The following is a 24124-nucleotide window of genomic DNA, read 5'->3' on the forward strand; positions in this document are numbered from 1 at the left end:
TTCTCTATCAGCATAGTCTCAATATAAAAACAATCGACTCAATAGGTGAAATTATTTGCAGCAATTTTAACCAATTGCCACCAATGCTATTCCAATTTGAACACTTGCTGCTCGTACAGTGCAGACACTATCTCACTGGTTTGCGCACCTGATACGAGGTCTAATCCTGAGCTAGAAATGTCCATGTTCTGTAAAACAATATTCTGTGTGTCACTACCAGAAATCACAGAAAGATTGATCGTGCCATCGCTTTCAACTGATGCTTGATCAAAGTAAGGCAGCAGGTCATTGCTGGTCGGTGACGATCCAAAATCAGGCAGTAATTGGCTTAAATCGAGCTTGTCTTGACCTAACGTCAAATCTGTCACTGTATCGGTATTGGCAGGCGAACTGAGTGAAGCTTCAAGCCACACAAAAAGGTCATTCCCTTCACCACCGGTAAGAATATCGTTGCCCTGTCCTGCTTGCAGCGTGTCATCGCCGTCCATTCCAAACAGGCTTTCACCGGAAGATTGTGTGACAAGGTTATCATCAGCGCCAGTGCCGACGTTGTCCCCTAGATACAGCGCCCCGCTATTGATCACTGCTGTGAGCATATCTGACTGTGACATACCTGAAGATGACCCATTAACCAATGCGTCCAAATTTACGCCGGTTAACACAATTTCCTGAAGCACGTCGCCACTATTTAACACATTGAGTTGTGCGTTTCCGTTGATTTCTGTCAGCGATAGCTGTTGAGTGAGATCGTCAACATTCGCAAGATGAGTGACGCTCAATGCCGCACTGAGATCGATCACATCCGTTGAAGGGTTAAAGTCTCCAATGGTATCGACAGCAGGATTCCCAACCGAACCCAAATCAGCGCTCGACCACGTAAACCTGTCGAGGTTACTGTCGCTACCGCCTTGTGTTCCTCCCCAAAGGGTATCGTTACCGTCCCCGCCGGTGAGAATGTCCTCGCCCAAACCGCCAATTAGAGTGTCATCGTTTGCACCACCTTGCAGCGTTGCACCCTCTGCGCCCGATATCACCGTGTTTTCTGCATCAGTATCTTGCGCCGATATCGGCCCATCATCTGGATTGGTCACGTTTATTGCCAACGTGACGGGTGAAGATTGCGCGATTTCACCCAAGGTGGTGGTTGAAATTGCAACCACTTCAACAGACGCTGTAACGGCGGCGTTGCCTGTCACATAGAGCTGTGCCAACTCGGCAGGCGTGATCGTCAGTACACCGCCCGTAGGCCCTGTACCGACAGAATTACCGTCTGCATCCACAAACGCGAGCGAAGCGGGAATATTTCGGATTTGCACTGACAATGTTTCGGATGGATCAGTCAACGCTGCAGCCAAGCCCAGCAAAGGAATAACCGCTGATATGCTCCCTCCAACGGAAGCGGTTTGTGCCGAATTCAACAATAACGTGGGCACATCGGGTTTGGGCGCGACATTAACCGTGATTGATTCACTGTCTGTCAGCGCGCCACCCGAGCCTGTGTTGCCATTGTCATTCACCGTCACAGTGATGGTGTCTTGTCCAGAAAAATTGGTTATCCCCGTATAGGTCACGCCCGATGCCAACAGCGTATTGATCTTGTCTAAATCACCTTCAAGCGTCATGGTGTTTGTCCCAGTACCAGAGACAGTAATGCCAGAAGGCAATGGAGATGCACTGGAGATATTGATCGTGCCATCTACTGCACTCAAACGCACAGTGATAACGCCACCACTGGCGTCTTTCGCGTCGACATCTTTTACTTGAATGGATTCAATCAGAAGCACGGCTTCTTCTTCGGTATTCAGTGCTGTGGCAGGCACCGTCAGATCTGGGGCATCGTTGACAGGCGACACGGTCACATCAATGATTTGATTTACCCACAACGAACTTTCTGCTTCAACGCCATTATCCACTGCACGAACAGACACATTGAGCTTGCCGTCCCAATTGAGCTCATTGGCATCACCGGGCGTGAAAATGAGCGATGAAAGCGTGGTTTGCTCTGCAATCACAATCCAACTACCGTCAGACTGTTTCTCGACAGAACTGTCAGACGTCACACCAGGAGGGAAACTAATGGTTGAGCTATCAGGCACATTGGTTAACACCACCTTGATATTCTCAGGGGCATTTTCCGTAACCGACAAACCTGACCCGTCGTAAGTGAGTTTGTTGTCAATCACACTGATGTCGAGGGACAACGTGATGTTTTCATCCTCAGTGCCGGATACTGAGGTGACAATGTCAGTGTCCACACCGTCGCCGATGGGATCCACCACCACAGTGACACTTGTTGTGTATTGCACTGGCGTTGTCAGTGCTTTTTCTTTGGCGTAAACCACCAGTTCGACCGTCATGGTACCGCTGAAATTTTCAGGTGGAATAAAAGAGATATCATCAAGATTAAGCGATTCACTGCCTGCTGGAACACTGATGCTCCAATTTCCGTTACCACTGCTTTGCACGAGTTGGCTACCCGTCGAAACCAGTTGGAAATCATCCGGCACACCGGAGATTTTTGCGGAGACGATTTCTTCCGAGCCATCAATGTCTTTTAAGGTCGCCGTCACTCCCGTCAAGGCAATATGTTCGTCTTCCGTACCTGTAATAGGCTGAGTATTACCGCTAAACATGATGGGATCATTGACAGGTAATACATCAAATGACACGTCAGTGGATAGTGTGTTTGTGGCCGTTGAATTGGGCTTGCCTGTATCATCGTTGACGGCAGTATCAACCACCGTAGTTTTCACATCTAGCGTGACGGGGCCGCTGTAATTTTCCACGGGTTTGAAGTGAATACTGCCAAGTTCGGCGGCACTTATTGTGATGCTGCTTTGCGGGTTTTCTCCATTGGCATCCACAAAAAAGCCCACTGCGCTATCAACGATGAGTGTTACTGAGGTAATGCTTTCGACACCGGAACTTGCCGCAGTGTCGGTATCCACCAATTTCGCGCTGAGATCCAGTTCTATAATGCCATCTTCCAACGCTTTATTGGCGACTGGCACCCACTCTGCCTCATCATCGACAGGTTGTTCATCGCTGTTTAAACCATTGGTTTCAACTACCGTGACGGTGGTAGAAATACCATCCACAACTGGGGCTATCAAAACAGACAATGTGGTATCTGTTTCCTTGGTGTCGCCACTCACTTGATCGGTTGTCACAAGCTTCACAGGCAACAAAAAATCTCCCGCAAAGTGTTTTGGCATCGTTAAGGTGATACCGGATAGATCGACCGAGCCGTCTGCAGACACATTGACTTTGGCGACGTATTCACTGGTCTCGTAGTTGAATTCCATGCCCGACACGCTAGCGCCAATTGCTGACAACGATGCGCTGTTGATCACTATGGTTAACTCGTCCGAACTCGCGTTCGCGGGATCAACCTTTATTAAACCGTCCAACTGGGTGCCTAAATTCAGTGCGGTATCTTCTACGCCGGTGATATCTTGGGTTTCGACCGTGACAGCCCCTGCTTCTTGAGTGCTACTAACACTTCCTACGAAATCTAATTCGAGGATCAGTGGCGCTTGTTCCACCTGACCACTGGCATCCCCTTCACCCGCATCACCTTGATCTTGCACTAAGGCAGATATTTTAATGAATACAGGCTCGGTGATGGGCTTAGTCGTGGATATCGTCAATGAATCTAATGCACTTTGAGGCACTGTCCAGCTACCATCACCATTGTTGATCCCTCCCTCGATGTAGAACTGATCAAAATAGGATTGATCGGCTCCCGTCAGCGGCGTGCCATTAGCATCCGCTACAAAGCTAATCACCACCTGCGTAATGATTTCAGCACTGCTGCCGTCGGTATTTATTCCTTCTGGGGTAACAAACGCCAAACGATGATCCGCCGACGCTAAGGAAATAGTGCCGCTGCCATCGCCATCCACAGTGCTAACGGGCTGATTCGAACTATTCAGTAGCTCGACTTTTCCGTCCCCCTCCACCGCCGCGATAATACGAACATCGAGGGTGCCTGTGATGACTGCCGTGTCTGTGGCGCTCGAATCCGTATCAGTTTGTACGACAGTAAGCCTCACAGAGAGATCGATGTTTTCGTCCTGATCGACGTTCTCTGGCGCCCGAAGCAAAAGATTGGCACCATTGAGCAACGCGGTCATTTGAGACGCCGTCAATACCACACTGCCATTCGAGAACGTCAGCGGTGACGATTCCCCTGAAATGGTCAGGGTATATCCGGCAGAAATTGCATCTGTCGCCATGTTAAATGTGATGGCGGTGATCGTCTCATTGTTGTCCGTGTAACCTTGATCCGTGCCGGGGCGCCAATTAACGACCACATCTTGATCTTCACTTCCACGGCTGTTCAAGGTGTAATCGACCGCATCAATCTTGGGTTCAATATGAACCAGGACTTCTTTATTGACGGTCAGCGAATCACCGTCATCTTCGGTGACAATCACAGTCACAGTTAACGTAATGTCTTCAGTGCTGCCAAGTGGCGGCACAAGTTTGATGTCCGACAGGCCATCCACTTTGGCTTGATATTGCGCCTCACCGTTTGCGCCAATACCTGCGTAGACAAGATTAATCGCATTGTCGTTGGTATCAAGCAGCGTGACACCTTTCGGGATATTGGTTACCAGCGTCGTTAGCGTCTCAGAATTGTCACCAGGCAATGCCGTGCCTTCTTCACCTGATTTCAGTTGGAAAGACAAAGCCACGGAGCTGTCTTCATCAATGGTGGTCTCAATGCCTGTATCAACGCCGTTCTCGATAATCGGCTGCCAAATATCGCCTAGGTCTGCACTGATAACAGGTACATCAGCCACCCCTTTCAACCCGATTGGCAATGTTTTGGGATTGGTTTCGAATTCTTGGGTAACGGTACTGCTGACCCCTTGCGCATTAGAGATAACGGCAGAGTCTTTAACCACGCCAGTCACTGTCAGCGAGAAATCAACGTTACTCTGCGGTGGCGGCTGCAAGCGTAAACCGCCAATGTCGCTGTAAGCCACTTCATATACGCCTCCCACTGCAGGCACTTCGCTGTTGTCAGCAAGGAGCAGCTTAGCCCCAAGAGGCACATTACTGATCCGCACAAATAAGGCTTCGGAGCCGTCCAGGTCTGCGGTGTCGGTCAAGCTGATATGAGATGACAAATTGATCAATTCGTCTTCTTCACCGCTGACTCGCGTGACTTTCAAGGTGGTGGTATCAGCAACAGGATTGACCGCAACAGTAATCGTGCGGGTAACTGAATCTGCGGTTTGCTCGCCCGAAACAAAATTGGCGGTTTCTTTGCTTTGCGCCGTGACGGTTAACGTCAGATCACCGGAGAAATTCGCATCGGGTTTAACAACCACATCATTAATGTCAGATGACGCTACCACGTACTGGCCGTTAGTTGGCGTCAAGGTCTCGTCATTTAACACCAAAGTCCCGCTACCGCTTTGAAGGGTAAGGATATAACTTAACGTTTCCGATCCATCGTTATCTTGCAGTTCCGCGGCAAGATCTAACGCTGCGCCATCGCTATCCTCGTCAATGTTGTAGTAAAACACGGTGCTGTCATCCCACTGCGGCACATCGGCAATACCTTCCACGGTGATAGTGAATGTTTGCGTGCCCAACTGCCGTTCTGAGCCATCAGTGTTAGTGACATAACCTGTCGCAGAAAACGTCGGCACACCTGAAGATGCTGAGTAATCTTGGTCAGGTACGAAAGTGACGCCTTGCAACGTCCAAAGTTGATTCTGTGCATTTGGAGAAAACAAATTGGCGGGTAACACCACTTGATTGTCGGTAATTGCTAGCACGGCACCGTTAGCGTAGAACGTGCCGTGTGCATTGGCAGGTAGGGTAACAACAACACGAAAAACTGATTCACCTTGATCGCTATCTCCCGAATTGATGGTCATGGCGATAGGAATACCATCGGCAGGGTTCGAGACAACATCATCATTTGGGTCGCCCTCGCGACCCTGATCTTCAATGCCCGCCGCGTTGTTGACGATCAGTACCGGTGAGCTATCAACGATCACAATTTCAGTTGAACCCACAACGATATCGCCATCACCATCTAATATTTCATAGCTAAAGGTTTCAGTGATTCTATTGTTCGTCGAACCGCTATGGTCAACGTTTTCAGCGGCAGTAAATTGAATGTTGCCACTGCTTTGTATTAACAACATACCAAGCACCTGGCCTCCAGGGCCTTGGGTGACGGTAAAGTGATTATTGAGCCCCTGTGTCAGCTCATGCTGTTCGCCATTGATGGTGACCGATTTGATCGCCGCATCATCGGCGCCACGATTACGTGACGGCATAATTGTCACTCGAGAAGACGACTCTCCTTCCACCGCAGTGACGCTTCCCCCGCCAACACCAACACCGTCTGTTTCGAGCGAGAACGGCACATCGTCGAGCACATTCACAGTAATATTGCTTGTTGCGGTGTCACCATCACTATCAGTAACGACAATGGGAAAGTTAATGCCCAAGCTGTTTTTATCATCCCCTCGCGGGTGATCAAGCGCACCAAGTAAAGCGAATGTATATGTACCATCGGCAAGAACGGTGAGCGTGAAAACGGGGCGACTTTCTTCCGCCATGCCGGTATAGACCTTAGTGCCCTCAGTGTTTTTGGTGAGTTCGAGTGTGACAGCTTCGCCATGAGAGCTTAAGGGAATGCTATTGCCTGATGAGTTCTGGCTGTTGTTGCTGTTCACCGAAGCAAACGCTGACAAATCAAGTGAAACATCTTTGATGGCATCACTACCAGAATCAATCACCAGTTTACCTGCTGCGGTATCTTGGTCATCACCGACTCCTCCAGGTGTCGTGCCTGGTCGGTTGTAGGTTTGTAAGCTGCCGCTGGCGTTAATGTCGCTTTCTTCCACGCTCAATGACGGCGCTTGAGTGATCGCAGGCGGTTGACCGTCTTGAATGACAAGGTCAAACGTAGCAACAGACGGAAGAACGTCGCCGTCAGAGTCTTGTGCTTGGAGCTGAACATTGATGGCAATCGCATCACCATCAAACGTCACCAAAGTATTATTTGACGCACTGGTGAGGTGATCAAGCGGTTGGTGCAACGTCAGTGACGGTGTGATATCTAGACCAAATCCATCTGCATTTTGCACGGCAGACAGTGACAGTGTCATAACCAATTCGTTACTCACCTTACCCGTCAATGTTCCCGTTGTGTCGTCATAGGTGAACACAACAGGCTCACCGCCGCTGGTCAGTACGGCATTGAGATCCGTCAAGAGTGCCGTCACTACCGTGCTATCTATACGCACCTCTGATGGTAGCAGCCTGTCGGTTATCGCCCTTATAAACGCTGTACCTGATGACGATTCGGGATAGCCTGTTTGGCTTCCCGTCGGCGTTAGATCCGGCTCTGTCAGAGATATCGTTTCACCAACACCGACAATCGAAGGCGTGTCATCATCGTCGTTAAGCGTGATAGTAAATTGACCGGTAGCTTCATCCCCATCGGTATCCACGACTTTCACCCCAATTGGCAAGACCAATGGCGCGGAACTTTCATCAACCGCGGCATACTGCGTCACTGTGTAGCTGCCGGTTGGATTACCCTCTGTATCCACGTCGAGCTTTATCGTCAATACTTGTGCACCATTCGCAGGTTTAGATGTGGCAGATAGCGCAGGGTCGTCCAACACGATGTTAATCGTGTCCGTCACGGATGACAGCGGATCGGGTTGGTAAGTGGTTTTGTATCCGCTGCTGGTGATATTGGCGAGAGCAGTGTCGAGTGCGGGTGATGCAGTGAACACGATGGATTTCACTGCGTCAGAGCCTTGAGTTAACCCCAAGCTGAGGTTTGTCTGTTCACTCAGTTGGCCAATGACGGGATCCGTCAAGCTAGCATCAACCGGATCAACACTTGGGGCTGGTCCATCTTTGATGGTGACATTGAAAGCACTAGAGGTGCTGTCGTCATCAGAGTCCGTTACCTTTACGCCCAGCGCGAGCGTGATAGCCTCACTGTCTGGTTGGTCAATGGCATGTGACAGTGTCACTACATATTCACTTGAGGCGGGTGTCAGAGCAATCGACAGCACCGTAATGGTATTGCCGCTTACGTCGACATACCCCACCGCGATCGGATTCGACGTACCGTTAATTTCACCCACATTGGATAGAAGTTTGAGGGCATTCCCATCACTTTTCAGCGCCTCAATACTGGCAAAAAATGCGTCCGTTAGATCCCAAACCACAGATGTAATATTGTCACTACCTGTTTCCAAGCCCAAGCTGCCAATGGCTTCATTCGCAGGTGCGCCAAAGCCGGGATCGTCGATGGTCACATCATTGACCCGAATAACAGGCCCTACGCCATCTTGCACCGCATACGTCACCGAAATTGGCGCATCAAGTAAGTCATTATCAGAATCACGTATCTGTAACTCGACTTGGATTTGGAATGATTCTACCTCTTTGTCATCATCTCGATTACTGACGAGCCTCACCCAGCGGTTGCTGCTGAACAGCGCCTGATTTGTTTCATCCAACGGCTCGTATAATTCAAAGCTTGAGGCAATATTTACGCCCGTTGCCCCCGCCCCTGACGCTTTTGTTGCTGTCAACGTCAGGCGAATGACCTCTGTGCCATCGGCCTTGGTGCCCAGCAGCTCCACCACATTTGAACCCGTGCCACTTTGAATCGAAAAGCTGATCGATTCGCCATTTGACGTGAGCTGATTTAATTCGGCGATCAAGCCCGGAATGCCATTGTTATCATCCAAGTTTGAAATAAATAAAGTGTCCGATAACAGCTTGTCAGAAGCGGCGTTTATCGTAATTTCCCCTTTGGCAGTTTGGGCCACATCGCCAGAAATGCCTTCAATCACCTTATAGCCGCCCGTGATTTCTGCTGAATCACCCCTGGCGTTGTCGCCATCAACCAAGTTCACTTTAAACTGGCCAGTCACCGAATCACCATCTTGGTCAATGGCAACCACGGTCACAGGCACGGTTTCAGTGTCAGTCCCCCGTTTTTGGTCGATAGAGGCATTTTGAGTCAGGACATAGCCATACGACCCAGCGACACCTTCCCCACGGTCTTCCGTTGAATCAGTTGAAGGGGATAATTCGACCAAATTGATGGCAAATACCGTGACTGTTGAGTCAGACGCCAGTGACACTAAGATTTCATCACCACTAATGGAATACACGGTCGCTGCGCCATTACTGGTGATGCTCTCAAGCTGCGCCACCAGCGCGGGCGTAGAGACAAAACGCACTGACTCGAGTAAATCACTATTTACGCCGACATTGAGCGGGATAGGCTCTGACACATAATCCAGAATATTTTCGTTATGCGTAATATTCTGCGGGTTAACGGTCGGGGCGGCACCGTCGAGAATGGCGATATTGATATCAATAGGTCTATCTAGTGGGTTACCACTGGTATCTTGCCCTTGCACGGCAAGCGCAATGTCAATCGCTTCACGGCTGACCGTGACCAACCCACTGGTGTCACCTGAACGATGATCTAATGGCCCATTGAGTGTGACCGTGACCGTCAACTCAACGCCGCGGCCTGCCGCTTCGCCATCCACAGAAATCGTGAGAATGGTTTCATTTCCGATCTTACCTGTGATGACTTTGCCATCGTCTGACACATTATAAATCAGCGCTTGCCCACCGCTTTTAGTGTCTGCCGTGAGTTCTGCAAGCAGTGCCGAGAGCAACGTTGGTTCAATCACAAAACTATCTGCATCTAACGCCAGCGAGCTCGCAGGGATAAGCACTGAAGAAATGGTTGTTATGGGATACGCTTGATCGCCCGCTTGCGGAGCCAAATCACCTTCGACCAGCGTAAGATCGAGGGTTTCTCCACCCAGAGCCGGAATAAGGGCGAAATCATCTTCCTGCTCAAGTATTGGCACTGGCGAGGTATAACTAGTCGTAAATCCCGCTTCAGGCAAAACGCTCGTATAGTCGTATTGAATGACAGCAAATCCAGATATCGACGAACTCAATCCAGTCACGCCAGTGGCGGGCTCTTCAAACACTTCTGTTGGGTCGGTTCCTGTGACAATGGCTTTTTGTAGCGCGGCAATTTCATCTTCTAATAAGGTAATGGCTTGTACGTTCTGTTGAATGTCGACATTCCCGATTAAACCTATGACTTCAATGCCTTCGTCTCGGATTTGAATACAGGTTGCACAGGGCTCATGAACCAGCACGGGTTCACCCTTTACCATCACGACATACGACGCTCCCGCCCCTGCGACAATGAGATCGTCTGGCTTCACTGATTGAGCAAATGGAACCGGAGTGGCAACGTCTTCTCTAATGACATAAACCTGACCACCGGTTACAGAAAGTTGGGCATTTGACGCGTTCGAGCCAAGAACCGTGTTGTCTTCTACTTTTTCAGCCATTCCGTATCACTCACACATTGAAACCCTTGCATCTCAGCCTCTCAAAATGCGCAATTTAACCTTATAAAGAATCAGGGATACGCAAAGACATACTGAAACGACAACAAGAGGTCAGCGATCAACATCTGGACGCTTGGCCCGTTGATTATTGGCTGACTTCACGAAATTTCTGTACTTAGGTAAGTTTGGTCGCTAGTTACTTACCTCTACCTGTCTCATTTGCAATAGAAACGCGATAAAGCGTGTGCTTGGGGGTCAAATCTTCCTCAACTTGCCCTACTTTTGAATTTGCGGGTAAACCAAGGGTTTCTCGCTGTTTGTGATGGTGAAGACAACCAATCGATTCGAGCAACCGTGGTGCTCATTCAATGTAGGAATTGGATACCTGTCTTCTTGGTAAATGCATTCGCCGCGACATTTGCCCATCGCCGTTTATTTTGGCCCTTTCATTATGAGTTACAAACGGTCTACATCGCTTTGAGGGAGTATTCATGAAGCAACGTATCACCCGCAATAGACTGCGAATTTTCAACACACCTTTTCCATTGGGAGAAGCAAAAAAAAATAAACTTCACGCTATCTTGATAGCCGCAGCGGTGCTTAGCTTTCCACAACTAGCACAAGCACAGTCTTTAGAGCAGGCCGTGGCAGCGACACTTTCCCAAAACCCGTTGATTCGAGAAGCCTATAACGAGTTTAAGAGCCGCGAAGCGGACATAGATGCCTCGCAAGGCGGTTACCTTCCTTCCGTGGATGTAGATGCTGGTATTGGTTATTCCGATTACAACAACGACAGCACCAAAGGGACCTTTCATCCTCGTGATGTTCGTTTAAGTTTGCGCCAGCTCATCTGGGACGGTGCCATTACTTACAACGATATCAAAAGAACAAAATCTGAAGCGGAAGCCCAGCGCTTCCAGATGCTTGCAGACGCTCAAGACACAGCCCTAAGTGTCACTGAAGCGTATTTAGAGGTGATAAGAACGGAAGCGATTCTGGACCTTTCACAACGAAACTTGAAAACTCATGAAAAACTTCACGCGGATATCAAACGTCGAACGGATTCTGGTATCAGCTCTACGGCAGATTTATCTCAAGCTCAAGGTCGTCTTGCGCAAGCGCACACCAATTTACTGAATGCGCAGAGCAATCATGAAGACAAGATCATTGAGTTTGAACGCATTGTGGGCGAAACGCCGAGAGCCTTGGTGACGCCAGAAGTGGATGCCTTGTACATTCCACCTTCGCTGGTCGAAGCGCTGACCATCGCAAAAGACAATAACCCAGTGATTCAAGTCGCGCTCAATGATGTCGACGCGGCGAGATTCCAGTATGAGCAGGCCAAAGGCGACTTCTATCCCACTTTTTCCATTGAAGCATCACAGGAATGGGGCGAAGAGTTGGATGGTACGCCTGGTGATACTGACGAGTTCCAAGCCATGCTGCGTATGCGCTATAACCTGTTTAACGGCGGAAGCGATGCGGCTGAATCACGCAGTGCTGCCTATCAAGTGAACAAGGCCAAAAACATTCGCAATAACGCTCACCGTTTATTGAATGAAAGCACGCGCCTTGCATGGACAGCCAAACACCTTGCTGAAAGCCAAACGCAATTTTTGGAGCAGCACGTAGATGCGTCAGCCAAAACGCTTCAAGCCTATGAGAAGCAATACCTTATTGGTCGTCGCACGTTACTTGATCTGCTGAACACTGAAAATGAGCTTTTCGATGCAAGGAAATCTTATATTGATGCCACCTATGCGGGCATCTTCGCGAAGTATCGCGTATTAAATGCAACGGGGTTGTTGCTTTCTGAACTACGCGTTGAGACCCCAGAAGAATGGCAGACCTCCGTTTACGGTAAGGAAGGAGAAACACAATGAAGAACGTTGTATGGCCCTCCAAGGCCAAGTTCAGTGTTAAGTGGATACTACTTGCTCTTTTTGCATCAAGCAGCCTGGTATCAGGCTGCTCGATGTCAGTTGCTCAGCCGCCTGTGGCTGAGCAAAACGCCGATCTGTTAGACGCAGACGATGACGGTGTGATCAATGCGCGAGATGAATGCGCAGACACGCCCTACAATGCCGTAATCGATAACAACGGATGCTCTGAAGTACTGGAAACAGTCGCCAGAGATGACCTTCATATTCTCTTCGCCAATAACTCCGTTAAAATCCCGCCCAGTTTCCGAAGTGAAGTGGATGATCTCGCACGGTTTATGAATAAATTTCCGCAAACTAAAGTGCAACTTAAAGGCTATGCCAGTCCCGTTGGCAGTACGGAGTTAAACCTCGCGCTGTCAAAACTGCGAGCGCAAGTGGTCGAAAAAGCGTTATTGCGTAAGGGGATTGCACCAAACAGGGTTCAGATCATGGGTTTTGGCGAATCTGATCCTGTTGTGACGACATCTAAAAAACAGACAGAGATACTGAGTCGACGCGTCACTGCGAGTGTGGTTAACAAGCAAAAAAGCGTGATTAAAAAGTGGACGATTTATACGTCTTCTTGAATAAAAAACACGGAAAAATCGACATAAAAAATGGGCTGAATTGCCCTTTTTTTTCTTGCGTCAAATTGTGTTGAGAAGCGCCAACCAGAGAGATGCTGCGCTCTTCATGAACCCCACTAATGGAAAGTAATGGGGTCAATGGTTCCTTGAATAGTGGGCAATGCCAGCAAGAGCCAAAAATCAATATCAGTTTCCGTACATCTTTCCGCTGATACTCGAATCACTCCCTTGCAGCGTTTGCCTCCAGGCTGTTCCAATTCTGCCCCTGGCAACCTTAGTGCTTCTTTTAGACACTCTTCGCCCACAACGAACTGTAAACCATCGCTATCAACAATGCTAAATAGCCTGCCATGTTGGTAGAAATAGACGCGTTGGTTGTCAATTTCTTCACGGATACCCGAAATCCCCAACAGTGCTTTTCTTACTGAGTCTGATATTTGTTTGTCACTCACGGTCTTCTCTCTATGACGCTCATTTCTCAACCAATAGTAGAGAAACCAACGTCACAGATAAGCCCTTGACGAGTACATTGAGTCAAAAACCGTAAAAAAGGCTGACACTCCGTCTACACAAGACTTATGCATGAACTCATATTTATTCACATTGGCAGGACAAAGGTAGTAATAGGAAGTATTAAGCAGGTTCATTTACATAAATTTTCATTCAATTCGTCAGCCTTGTGAACGCTTTTTTGGCGGGCTATCTGTCATCAAGTTGATCTCGCACACATTTCATTTCCTGCCACGCTTGATTTTGCTCATGCTGCGCTACGCTTTATGGATGAGACGGTTTTCTCACAACTATGGACTGTCTATATCAATTTGACCTTTCACCTACACATGGTGCGTCCCACTCTATAAAGGAGGTGTATCAGCAAACCGAAAATCACGCCAAACTTGTTCGCGAAACATCATCGTTTTTAAGGAGAGACGACATGAAAGGGCTCATTTGGTTTAGACATGATTTAAGACTGGCAGACAATCCCGCATTAGTTGCACTCTCCCGGCGCTGTACTCATGCCCTCATGGTTTATGTCATAGACCCCGCATGGTTAAAACCCACACGTCATCAATCTCGACATCTTGGTCGATTCAGAGAAGAGTTTTTGTACCAATCACTGCGAGCGTTAGAAAGAGAACTCAAAAAACGAAAACAACGCCTTGTGGTTAAAGTGGGCAACCCTTTGGAAATCATTCCCGCCTTGTGTAAACAACACCAAATTAACTACGTTGCCATGACTGATCACCCCGGTGTCTATGAAAGACAACAAGTCGCCTATCTCAAACGTGTCTTGCCGTGTGAAGTGAGTGTAAGCGAGAGCTTCACCCTTTTTCTTCGTAACCAATTACCGTTTGAGCAATCAACATTCCCTCAGAGCTTCACCCAGTTCCGCAAGCATATTGAGCAGCAGAACACACTACCCTGCATACCTATAAGCGCACCGGATTCTTTACCTGCGGCCATTCAAGAGCGTCGCGACATATGGGGAGGGCAAGAATTTGTTTATGACCTGACGCCTTACCACGGCGGCGAGGATTCCGCGCTTGTGCAACTCAATCAGTTTTTTTGGAAGTCACAGGGGCTAAAAAATTATAAGAAAACACGAAATGGCTTTGATGGCTGGCAATTTTCTTCTCGGTTGTCTGCTTGGCTTGCGAATGGGTCTATCTCTGCTCGAATGGTCGTCGCAGAACTCGACAATTATGAATATCGTCATGGCAAAGATGAATCCTCGCAGTCCATGTTTGCGGAACTGCTTTGGCGAGAGTATTTCCAATGGATGATGCACTATCATGGCGCGCGTATGTTCGCCTTTGATGGTATAAAGAAAAAACGCCCGCTCACTTCGTTTTATTGCGAGAAATTCAAAGCATGGGAGCAAGGCACCACCGAATATCCTATCGTGAACGCCTGTATGAGGCAGCTCAACCAAACCGGTTATATGTCAAACCGAGGCCGACAAATTGTGGCGAGTTGTTTAGTGAATGAGTTGGGCGTTGATTGGCGATTTGGCGCAGCCTACTTCGAGCAGCAGCTTATTGATTTCGATGTGGCTGCCAACTATGGGAACTGGCAATACTTGGCAGGGGTGGGCGCAGACCCACGCGGTCAACGTCATTTTAACCTGGAGAAACAAACAAAGGAATACGATCCTGACGGTTCATTTGTAGCGAGATGGGCGCAAGCTTCGCCATCCGAAAGCCTACTCAAATTTTAGGCCGTTCGATCTATTCTTTATTTATGATGCCAATGACTTAAATAAGAAGACTCCGATCAATTAATCGAACGCGACACAACAACAAAAGACCCGCTTAACACAACCTAAGCGGGTCACTTCAAAATTTCAATCACCCTATCACTCACTCGTTTAGCAAAAATCAACGAAGTATGGGTGAGCGGATACACTTCATGACTCGTCATTCCATCAATCATCGTTTCTTCTAACAACACAGTACCGTCTGACTTCTGACCACGCAGCAAAACCGATGCGGGTCCAATCGCCAAATCACCTGCGATGCTGTAAAGCGCAGCCGCCGAAGACCAACGAGGCGTTTCATCTGGCATCAAGTATTGAGCCGCACGTTGGAACATCACATCCCCCACCCCATGTTTTTCAAAGAATGCCGCCACTTGGGAACCCTTGTGCGGCGTTCCCAAAGTGATGACTGTTTTCACATGGTGGCTCATTGGGCTGTCGACGTCTAAGTAGGTTTTGGCCATTACCCCGCCCATAGAATGAGCAACAATAGCGGTGTCTTCACCATCAATGAACTCATCCATCGTAGTGAACATCTGCGCCAGATCAGGCTTGATGGTTTTATAACTCAAGTTGAAGACTTGATGCCCCGACTCAGTTAATCGCTTTGCCAAAACAAGCATGGCGACACCATGCATATACAGCCCATGTAATAGAATGATTTTCATAATGTTTAATCACACCTCTGCCTGTCGAGTCTAATAGTCACATCATAAACCATCTCTGAGTTGCGAAGATGAGACGCGTTCATCAGTGATCCGATAAGTATTTTTAGAGTGACCTTTTTTCCGCACGTTACGTTAACCTCTCTAAGGAGAACGATGAATGAAAACTCATAACCTACTGCTGGTTTCCTCTATTGCTTTTGCCCTCCCTTTTTACGCGACTGCTGATGAGACCGCAGGACAAAAAGCAGAAATCGTCGAGCAAGCGCGAGTTCAAGAACTCGAAAACCTTGGAAAAGAAGCAGAGGCTGAATCAGCAGTATTGATGCAAGACGCTGAACAGAAGATGGATGGCATGGAAAAGTCGGCGAAAAAACAAGCGTCAGTCGATGAAAGTGAAGCGGTTAAGGACTCAGAAGCACAAACAGATGCGGCAAAAAAAGCATTAGTGGCCGATAAAAGCACACTAGAAGCTGATATAAAAGAGAAAACGACCAACTAGCTTTCGCCCAGTTACGTCAGGAAAGAATTAGGAACTAGGAACGAGCACATGACACAAAAAAATAGCGACCATCTGGTCGCTATTTTTTCAATGCAAACACCTGAATTTAGGCATCTGACCGTTTAGAAAACCAAATGCGCCACACCGGCAATAACAGGCAGTGTTACTAGCGTACGCAGGATGAATATCATCACCAGTTCCCACACTTTAACGGGGATCTTGCTACCCAATAGCAATGCGCCCACTTCCGACATGTAAATCAACTGAGTGACAGACAGCGTAGCAACCACAAAGCGCGTCATTTCATTATCAATGTTTGCTGCCAGTACCGCAGGGATAAACATGTCCGCAATGCCCACCAGCATCGTTTCTGAGGCGGCAACCGCTTCTGGAATTTGCAGAAGCTCAAGCAAAGGTACAAATGGCATACCTAGAATGGTAAACACTGGCGTGTATTCCGCGATAATCAACGCCGAAGTACCAATCGCCATCACAACAGGCAAAACACCGAATACCATGTCAGCTGCGTTTTCTAAACGTTTTCTTTCAGAACATCAGTCAATGAGCGAATATGCGATGCGCGGTTAACTGCAGATTTAACGCCGTAAGAAAATAAGGTCTCGCCTTCTGGCAGCGCTTCATGCTCAAGCCCTTTTTCTTCACCGTTGATCAGCGTGTTCTTTTTCCAGCACAGCGGCGGGAGTCGCGGCACAACAATAGCGGCAACGAAACCTGCAAGACACACTGTGGCATAGAAAGGCACAAACATGTGCTCCAAGCCAACCTGCGCAATAACCACCAAACTAAAGCTGATTGAAACAACAGAGAAGGTGGTACCCACAACCGCCGCTTCACGCTCGGTGTAGTAGCCTTGCTCATATTGTTTACTCGACATCAAAATCGCGACACTACCGTCACCCAGCCAAGAGCTTGCACAATCAACCGCTGAACGCCCAGGCAGACCAAACAATGGACGCATAATACGTGTCATGAAAGTACCAATCAGTTCCAGTAAGCCAAAGTTAGTCAGCAATGGCAGGAACAGGCCTGCGAATACAAACACAGATAACAGTGTTGGCAGCAGATCGCCCAACACAAATCCACCTGTTGCGCCGCCCGTAACGTGTTCTGGGCCAACACCAAAGTAAGCCATCAAGACAAACGTCGCGCCCAGCAAACGCACAACCAGCCAAACAGGGGTAGACAAAAATAGGCCAGATAAGAATTTTGACTCCGTGATAAAGCGTGGCTTGGTCGCCACTGCCAACACGGAACCTAATGCGCTCACGACGATAATAGACGTCACCACGATTGGCGCACTTTGGCCCAGTAAGCCAAGCAGTGTTTTAGCCAGTACTGCGATAGGAATGGTGAAGCCACCATTAATCATCACTGGCGTCATAAACAAAAGCACGCCAAGCAGCGAGGGAATAAGGAACATCAACACGTTCCGTGTCGACGATGATGTTGTCGGTAAATCTTGAGTTTTCTGCATGGCAATACTTCCTGAGCGATGCGTTGAACGAAATATATATTCACAATATGTGACTAATTGAGCGCAAGATTAATTTAACTCTTTGCGCATGTAAACCATAAATAGTCACTTATTTTGAATAATTCGCACAAGGCAATGCAAATGACCAAGACGAAGGCCAATGTTGTTTATTTTTAACTCATTAATTGTTAAAAACTGTAACATTGACTATCCTGCTGGAGAGTAATATCAAGGAGTTATACCGGTTAAAATGAACACAACGCCGGATTATTTGAAATCACGCCAATGAATAATTATCCAATTTTTCGGTCGATACTGGCGTATTCAGACTGCACCCATTGGCCAAAACTGTCCATCAAGGCAACAACAGCACGTTTCTTAACGGGTTTTCGTTCAATCAAGTAGAAAAGCCGCTCCATTTCTACCGATTTATCTGGGTAGTGCTTATTAAAATACTCAGCGCAGATATTAAGATCTTGCTCCCAGCGGTTTTCCTTATAAGCAACCAGTCCGAAAGCCGCTCTTATTAGTCGTTTGGCGGCATCCTCTGAAGCATCAAGCTGCGCTCCCCACTTGGTCGCTACCGCAATCTTCTTACGAAGCTCTTTTAGCTTAACGCCAAGATCTTCATTCATCGCTTTCGACACTTCCCAACTCACTTCAAAGTGACCAAAGCTATCTGCAAGATTGTCACCGCTGATACAAAGTGCGCAATGTTTGATGAAGAAACCCCAACGGAAGATATTGGCAAGCGTTGTCACTTCTTTGAACGGCACGACATCAAATTCGACACGCTTTACCGCGTCACTTGATTGCTCCAAACGCCAGCGGACGGTATTAAGCGACGTGAACTCTTGCACGTTCAAGGCGCGTGTCGTCACGAGAGTCAGTGAAAGATCCGCTTTCTCACCAGCACAACGCTGCGCGACATCGCCCGTCAAATAAAGACTATGAAGCGTATCACCCAGCACGCCACGGATTTGACGCACTGATGCAGCAATGGGCTCTACATACTCAGTTTGCAGGGGAGCATTCCGATCTATTTCAGCCAACAATCCGCTGCGGGGTTTCGCCTTATACAAACCAGTACCTTTCCTTATTCATCTGAACATTTACCAGACACGTAAACGACAATTTAAAGTGGGTATTTTAAAGCGAGTTTGCACGCTTCGCACCTTGAAACATAGCCAGTTTCAGCACTAATTTCCCGCAAAAACGAGATGTTAGCTCACGAAATAGACGATATTTATCATGTCCCGACTAGAAACTATATTTTGATCCCACTGAGATATCGCCATTCGGGCTCAAAAGGCGGGATTCGGCGTCGCTCATCGCGTTCAATTTAAGGTAGCTTGGGTATATAATGCCGCCTGTTTATACCAACCAGGAATCACCATGGACTCTTCCCTACTTTCTATCGACGAAACGCTAGAAACTGCCTTTGAGATTTTTTATGAAATGGCTGAAGACAACCTAGATTATGACGATCTTCTCGCCTATCAAGCACGTTTCGACGAAGATGGCGCAGCCATTGTGGTCGAAGCCAGCGCAGATTGGGAAGAACACGTCGGGTTTGACGTTGATCGCGATACTTTTGTCGAAGTTCGCATTGGTTTAGCCAATGAAGACGAATTGAATGATGTGCTGGTTCGCATGTTGGTGAGTCGCGACACAGAGCAGAAATTCTGTCACTTACTCTGGAAGCGCGCAGCCTAACTAAGACCAAAAGAAGAAGGCCAGCATAACGCTGGCCTTCTTGTCTTTATACGCATTGTCTTTATGCCTAAACGTCACGTATCACCGCAACACATGGGCACAAAACTGATTTAGTTACCTGAGGCTGAGAATTTGAATTCTTTACCTGCATCATGATTACGCGGTAACTTATGCGCAATCCCTTTGTGGCAATCAATACACGTCTGTCCTGCTTCTTCAGCTCTATCATGCACTTTGGCTGCTACTGATTTTTGCGCGCTAAAATCCATAAATTCAAAGTTATGGCAGTTTCGGCATTCTTGTGAGTTATTAGCCTCCATGCGATTCCACTCACGTGTCGCCATTTCCAAACGGTGGTCTTCAAATTTCTGTGGCGTCGACACAATGCCAAACGCTTTGGCATAGAGCTCTTTACTTGCCTGAATTTTGCGAATCATTTTCGGCCCCCATTCTTTTGGCACATGACAATCTGGGCATGTTGCCCTCACGCCACTGCGGTTGCTGTAGTGAATGGTGCCCACGTATTCTTGATACACGTTCTCTTGCATTTCATGACAACCAATACAGAACTCTTCTCGGTTGGTCATCTCCATGCCCGTGTTAAAACCACCCCAGAACACGATGCCTGCAACAAAGCCCAAAATGAGAACAGTGCCAATAGCAAAGTGGCTTGGTGTTCGAAACCATTTCCACGCTTTAGTGATAAATCCCGGTAATTTCATCCCGACTCCCCCTACTGTCCAAATTTGCCAGCAGGAACAAACTCGTTCTCTACCAACACGTCAGTTTGCACCTGAGGAACATGGCACTGTAGACAGAAATAACGACGAGCAGACACTTCTGTCAGCACTTTATTATCTCGGTCCATAAAGTGCGTAGGACTAATACGTGGAGCGCCAGTTTTACGATAAACATCGACATCGTGGCATTGCAGGCACGCGTTATTAGACTGATTAACCTGATAGCCATCAACAGCATGGGGCACCATAGGTGGCTGGTTCACATAGTTAAGCGCAAAGCGATCCTGATTTTTTGGAACGGTTTTAATGTTTGGCACCTCGTTATTGGCACCAATCTCTTGATCGCCTCTTAAAGAGGTGACCTGCGCGACTGCCATTGTGCTGATCAGCGCGGCAAGTAACAGCGTAAACGTGATTTTCTTTTTCATGCTCGGATCCTTTCGGAATCAAATCATTCTGCTAATACGTGTTGCTGTGTTCCTATTAGCAACACGCACAGTTATTGGGTGTTTCACACTGGCTGCGGGATCAAACCTTGACGATCTTGACCGCACATTTTTTATAATCCGTTTCTTTCGAAAGCGGATCTGTCGCATCCAGTGTTAGCTTATTAACCAGTTGTCCTGCATCGAAAAATGGCATAAACACCAATCCTTCTGGAACACGGTTACGTCCACGAGTTTCAACGTGTGTGGCAACTTCACCACGACGTGAGATCACTTTCACCGCATCGCCTCGGCGCAATCCGCGCTTCTTGGCATCTAACGGGTGCATGAAGACAACCGCATCAGGGAACGCCTTGTAAAGCTCTGGCACGCGTCGTGTCATGGTACCCGTGTGCCAGTGCTCCAAGACACGACCCGTGGAAAGCCAAAGGTCATAGTCAGCATCAGGCTCTTCTGCCGCAGGTTCATACGGCAAGGCAAAAATAACGGCTTTTTTATCAGGCTTACCGTAGAACGCAAAACCTTCACCCGCTTTCACATACGGGTCGTGCCCTTCTGCGTAGCGCCACAACGTTTCTTTGCCATCAACCACAGGCCAGCGTAAACCGCGCTCTTTGTGGTAAACCTCAAAGGGTGCAAGGTCATGGGCTTTGCCGCGACCAAATGCCGCATATTCTTCAAACAAGCCTTTCTGGATATAGAATCCCGCATCGCGAGCGTCATCATTCAGGCGGTCTGCTGGAATTTCATCCAACCCATATTGGTTGACTTGTCCATTCGCAAACAAAATGTCGTACAAGGTTTTATCTTGAAAATCCGGTTGTTTGGCAATCAAATCTGCAGGCCAAACATCAGCAACCTTGATGCGCTTAGAGAGCTCAACCAATTGCCACAAATCAGATTTTGCTTCGCCTGGCGCTTTCACTTGTTGATACCAAAACTGAGTACGACGTTCGGCGTTACCGTAAGCGCCCTCTTTCTCTACCCACATCGCTGTTGGCAGAATCAAATCAGACGCCATGGCGGTGACGGTTGGATAAGGGTCAGACGTAATGATGAAATTGCGTGGGTCGCGATAACCCGGCAAACGCTCTTCATTGATATTTGGGCCTGCCTGCATGTTGTTGTTACACATCACCCAGTACACGTTGAGCTTGCCGTCTTTCAACATGCGATCTTGCAGCACGGCGTGATATCCGGGTTTTGGTGGGATCGTGCCTTCCGGCAGTTTCCATTTTGCTTCTGCAAATGCACGGTGCTTGGGATTATTCACTACCATGTCAGCAGGCAGACGGTGAGAGAACGTACCCACTTCACGCGCTGTTCCACAAGCAGAAGGCTGGCCTGTCAGCGAGAATGGGCCACAACCTGGCTTAGAAATCTTACCCGTCAGAAGGTGAATGTTGTAGCAAAGGTTGTTCGCCCACACGCCACGTGTGTGCTGGTTAAAGCCCATCGTCCAATAGGACACTACGTTCACTTTCGGGTCGGCATAAAGCTCTGCGAGTGCAATCAGTTGGTCTTCGGGCACACCTGACAGCTTGGACACAGATTCAACGTCGTAATCAGCGACAAATTTGGCAAACGCATCGAAGTCGATCGGATCTGACGCGCCACTGCCAGCATTTTTTGCGTTCTGTTCAAGCGGATTGGTCGGGCGAAGGCCATAACCAATATCTGTTGCACCTTGGCGGAAGTTAACGTGCTTCGCGATAAAGTCTTTATCGACTTTGTCGTTTTGAATGATGTAGTTGGCAATGTAATTAAGAATGGCCAAGTCAGTTTGTGGCGTGAAAATCATGCCATTGTCAGCCAGCTCAAAACTGCGGTGTTCATAGGTGGAGAGTACGGCAACTTTGACATGATTCGCGGATAAACGACGATCAGCTAAGCGAGACCAAAGGATTGGGTGCATTTCTGCCATGTTAGAGCCCCACAAAACAAACGCATCGGCTTGTTCTATGTCGTCATAACAACCCATTGGTTCATCCATACCGAAAGTACGCATGAAGCCAACAACCGCCGATGCCATACAATGACGGGCATTCGGGTCAATGTTGTTCGTCAAGAAACCTGCTTTCATCAGTTTTGACGCTGCATAGCCTTCCCACACGGTCCATTGGCCAGAACCAAACATACCTACCGTAGTCGGGCCATTTGTCTGAATCGCCGTCGTGAATTTTTCAGCCATCAAATCCAGTGCTTCATCCCAACTGACTGGGGTGAACTCACCTTCTTTGTCATACACGCCGTTTTTTTTGCGTAGTAATGGTTGAGTCAGGCGGTCTTTTCCATACATGATTTTTGGAAGAAAATACCCTTTCACACAGCTCAAACCGCGGTTTACCGGCGCTTCTGGATCACCTTGTGAGGCGACAATGCGCCCGTTTTGGGTCCCCAAAAGAATGCCACAGCCTGTACCACAAAAGCGGCACGGTGCTTTATCCCATTTAACTTGCTCATCATTTCCCGCCGCATGTGCAACAGAAACGGGAATGGTGATGCCCGCAGCGGTAGCAGCAGCTGCGGCTGCATTCGCTTTAAGAAACTTCCTGCGTGTCAGTGTCATTACCCGACTCCTTCAATTTTGTTTTCAGGCGATTCATTCTCAACCTGATGAAAAACTAACGTTGCTGCAAGGACACCCGGCAACGCTTTAATTTGTTCGAAAATGTCCAACAGTGCGCCGCGACTTTCCCCTTCCACCACCACGACCAATTTCCCAATCTCATTCATGGCAGGCACTTCGGTGCCCGGCAGTGCCTCAATGCGTACTTTTACTTGTTCTGTTTGATCTGCTGCTGCGTGCACAACAAGGCTAGTAACGTGATATTCGTTCATGGGTGTTGCTCCATGGAGATGGCATTGACTGGGCATGGCGCAATACATGCGCCACACCCGCTACAGTCGCTAATTTGAATTTCGGGTTGTGCGACACTTCCCAATCGATGTTGAAAACGAATTGCTCGGGTATCGCATGCATCGCTGCAACTGCGACATTCAATATTCTGTTTGGCTAAGCAGCTGTCTTTAATCGAGACGACTTGCTTCCAAGGGAGGTGTGTTTCAGGAAGAAATAACGGTTCGGGGCAATGCTGTGCGCATTCATAACAAAACGTGCATTCTCCTTTATTGAAATCTATCGAAGGGAATCCACCATCACCGGAGACAATGATATTTTCTTCGCAGGCGCGCTGGCATTCTCCACATCGCGTACAATGCTCGGTAAACAGTTCGCTGTCCCTTATCCAAGGTAGTGGCTGTTGCTGGGAACTCTGAGCGCTTCGTAAAAAGAAGCGACGACGTTGGTCTACCATTTTAACCTTCAACCTATAACACGTGTAATTTCAATATTTCACGTCTTTCTGATGTCACGTTAGAGATAATTAGGAATAGGTTA

General features: G+C 48.1%; 14 protein-coding genes and 1 pseudogene. 5 read left to right on the forward strand and 10 right to left on the reverse strand.

Features of this window, described 5'->3' with window-relative positions; all coding sequences use genetic code 11:
• Nucleotides 1-86: 86 nt before the first annotated feature.
• Nucleotides 87-10394 carry a retention module-containing protein gene (locus AC3CIC_RS08785; RefSeq protein ID WP_488514351.1) on the reverse strand — a complete coding sequence of 3436 codons (10308 nt, stop codon included), beginning with the start codon at nt 10392-10394 and terminating at the stop codon, nt 87-89.
• 491 nt (nt 10395-10885) lie between these two features.
• Between AC3CIC_RS08785 and AC3CIC_RS08790 the strand changes: the two genes are divergently transcribed.
• The gene (locus AC3CIC_RS08790; protein ID WP_488514352.1) at nt 10886-12277 is read left to right on the forward strand and encodes a TolC family outer membrane protein; all 1392 of its coding nucleotides are present in this window, start codon (nt 10886-10888) and stop codon (nt 12275-12277) included.
• The gene (locus AC3CIC_RS08795) at nt 12274-12903 is read left to right on the forward strand and encodes an OmpA family protein (RefSeq protein WP_488514353.1); all 630 of its coding nucleotides are present in this window, start codon (nt 12274-12276) and stop codon (nt 12901-12903) included. The genes AC3CIC_RS08790 and AC3CIC_RS08795 overlap by 4 nt, the downstream gene beginning before the upstream one ends.
• 116 nt (nt 12904-13019) lie before the next feature.
• Here the strand turns inward: AC3CIC_RS08795 and AC3CIC_RS08800 are convergent, their stop codons facing one another.
• Nucleotides 13020-13355 (reverse strand): hypothetical protein, encoded by a 336-nt coding sequence (locus AC3CIC_RS08800; protein ID WP_488514354.1) that lies wholly within the window; start codon nt 13353-13355, stop codon nt 13020-13022.
• 482 nt (nt 13356-13837) lie between these two features.
• On the opposite strand from AC3CIC_RS08800, the gene AC3CIC_RS08805 reads away from it, so the two are divergent.
• The gene (locus tag AC3CIC_RS08805; protein ID WP_488514355.1) at nt 13838-15121 is read left to right on the forward strand and encodes a DASH family cryptochrome; all 1284 of its coding nucleotides are present in this window, start codon (nt 13838-13840) and stop codon (nt 15119-15121) included.
• A 113-nt stretch (nt 15122-15234) separates the two neighbouring features.
• Here the strand turns inward: AC3CIC_RS08805 and AC3CIC_RS08810 are convergent, their stop codons facing one another.
• Entirely contained in the window at nt 15235-15828 is a 594-nt protein-coding gene (locus AC3CIC_RS08810; RefSeq protein ID WP_488514356.1) for a lipase family alpha/beta hydrolase, read from the reverse strand.
• 157 nt (nt 15829-15985) lie between these two features.
• On the opposite strand from AC3CIC_RS08810, the gene AC3CIC_RS08815 reads away from it, so the two are divergent.
• The gene (locus tag AC3CIC_RS08815) at nt 15986-16327 is read left to right on the forward strand and encodes a hypothetical protein (RefSeq protein WP_488514357.1); all 342 of its coding nucleotides are present in this window, start codon (nt 15986-15988) and stop codon (nt 16325-16327) included.
• A gap of 122 nt (nt 16328-16449) precedes the next feature.
• On the opposite strand, the pseudogene AC3CIC_RS08820 reads toward AC3CIC_RS08815, so the two are convergent.
• Together AC3CIC_RS08820 and AC3CIC_RS08825 are read right to left on the reverse strand one after the other, a co-directional pair.
• Nucleotides 16450-17822, reverse strand: a pseudogene (locus tag AC3CIC_RS08820) (YjiH family protein).
• A 293-nt stretch (nt 17823-18115) separates the two neighbouring features.
• Nucleotides 18116-18904 (reverse strand): hypothetical protein, encoded by a 789-nt coding sequence (locus tag AC3CIC_RS08825; protein WP_488514358.1) that lies wholly within the window; start codon nt 18902-18904, stop codon nt 18116-18118.
• A 313-nt stretch (nt 18905-19217) separates the two neighbouring features.
• Here AC3CIC_RS08825 and AC3CIC_RS08830 point away from each other — a divergent pair, with 313 nt between their 5' ends.
• Complete coding sequence (locus tag AC3CIC_RS08830; protein WP_394210299.1) at nt 19218-19538, forward strand: HI1450 family dsDNA-mimic protein; 321 nt, start codon at nt 19218-19220, stop codon at nt 19536-19538.
• 110 nt (nt 19539-19648) lie between these two features.
• Here AC3CIC_RS08830 and napC read toward each other — a convergent pair whose 3' ends face one another.
• The 5 genes from napC to napF all read right to left on the reverse strand — a co-directional run bounded on the left by napC (nt 19649) and on the right by napF (nt 24041).
• On the reverse strand, nt 19649-20260 hold the full coding sequence (gene napC / locus AC3CIC_RS08835; RefSeq protein WP_016958233.1) for a cytochrome c-type protein NapC: 612 nt from the start codon (nt 20258-20260) through the stop codon (nt 19649-19651).
• A gap of 11 nt (nt 20261-20271) precedes the next feature.
• Nucleotides 20272-20706: a nitrate reductase cytochrome c-type subunit gene (locus AC3CIC_RS08840; protein ID WP_016958234.1), complete on the reverse strand. Its 435-nt coding sequence runs from the start codon at nt 20704-20706 to the stop codon at nt 20272-20274.
• Nucleotides 20707-20806: 100 nt separating this feature from the next.
• Nucleotides 20807-23293, reverse strand: coding sequence for a nitrate reductase catalytic subunit NapA (gene napA / locus AC3CIC_RS08845; RefSeq protein ID WP_488514359.1), 2487 nt, complete (start codon nt 23291-23293; stop codon nt 20807-20809).
• Complete coding sequence (locus tag AC3CIC_RS08850; RefSeq protein WP_394210295.1) at nt 23293-23565, reverse strand: chaperone NapD; 273 nt, start codon at nt 23563-23565, stop codon at nt 23293-23295. The genes napA and AC3CIC_RS08850 overlap by 1 nt, the downstream gene beginning before the upstream one ends.
• On the reverse strand, nt 23562-24041 hold the full coding sequence (napF, locus tag AC3CIC_RS08855; protein WP_394210293.1) for a ferredoxin-type protein NapF: 480 nt from the start codon (nt 24039-24041) through the stop codon (nt 23562-23564). The genes AC3CIC_RS08850 and napF overlap by 4 nt, the downstream gene beginning before the upstream one ends.
• Nucleotides 24042-24124 lie beyond the last annotated feature (83 nt).

This window comes from Enterovibrio sp. QJM3NY_24, from assembly GCF_057786035.1.

Bases quoted from the DNA above. Each gene is read 5' to 3' on its own strand.
- AC3CIC_RS08785 (WP_488514351.1), bottom strand. From the start codon at position 10,394: ATGGCTGAAAAAGTAGAAGACAACACGGTTCTTGGCTCGAACGCGTCA.
- AC3CIC_RS08790 (WP_488514352.1), top strand. From the start codon at position 10,886: ATGAAGCAACGTATCACCCGCAATAGACTGCGAATTTTCAACACACCT.
- AC3CIC_RS08795 (WP_488514353.1), top strand. From the start codon at position 12,274: ATGAAGAACGTTGTATGGCCCTCCAAGGCCAAGTTCAGTGTTAAGTGG.
- AC3CIC_RS08805 (WP_488514355.1), top strand. From the start codon at position 13,838: ATGAAAGGGCTCATTTGGTTTAGACATGATTTAAGACTGGCAGACAAT.
- AC3CIC_RS08810 (WP_488514356.1), bottom strand. From the start codon at position 15,828: ATGAAAATCATTCTATTACATGGGCTGTATATGCATGGTGTCGCCATG.
- AC3CIC_RS08815 (WP_488514357.1), top strand. From the start codon at position 15,986: ATGAAAACTCATAACCTACTGCTGGTTTCCTCTATTGCTTTTGCCCTC.
- AC3CIC_RS08830 (WP_394210299.1), top strand. From the start codon at position 19,218: ATGGACTCTTCCCTACTTTCTATCGACGAAACGCTAGAAACTGCCTTT.
- napC (WP_016958233.1), bottom strand. From the start codon at position 20,260: ATGAAATTACCGGGATTTATCACTAAAGCGTGGAAATGGTTTCGAACA.
- AC3CIC_RS08840 (WP_016958234.1), bottom strand. From the start codon at position 20,706: ATGAAAAAGAAAATCACGTTTACGCTGTTACTTGCCGCGCTGATCAGC.
- napA (WP_488514359.1), bottom strand. From the start codon at position 23,293: ATGACACTGACACGCAGGAAGTTTCTTAAAGCGAATGCAGCCGCAGCT.
- AC3CIC_RS08850 (WP_394210295.1), bottom strand. From the start codon at position 23,565: ATGAACGAATATCACGTTACTAGCCTTGTTGTGCACGCAGCAGCAGAT.
- napF (WP_394210293.1), bottom strand. From the start codon at position 24,041: ATGGTAGACCAACGTCGTCGCTTCTTTTTACGAAGCGCTCAGAGTTCC.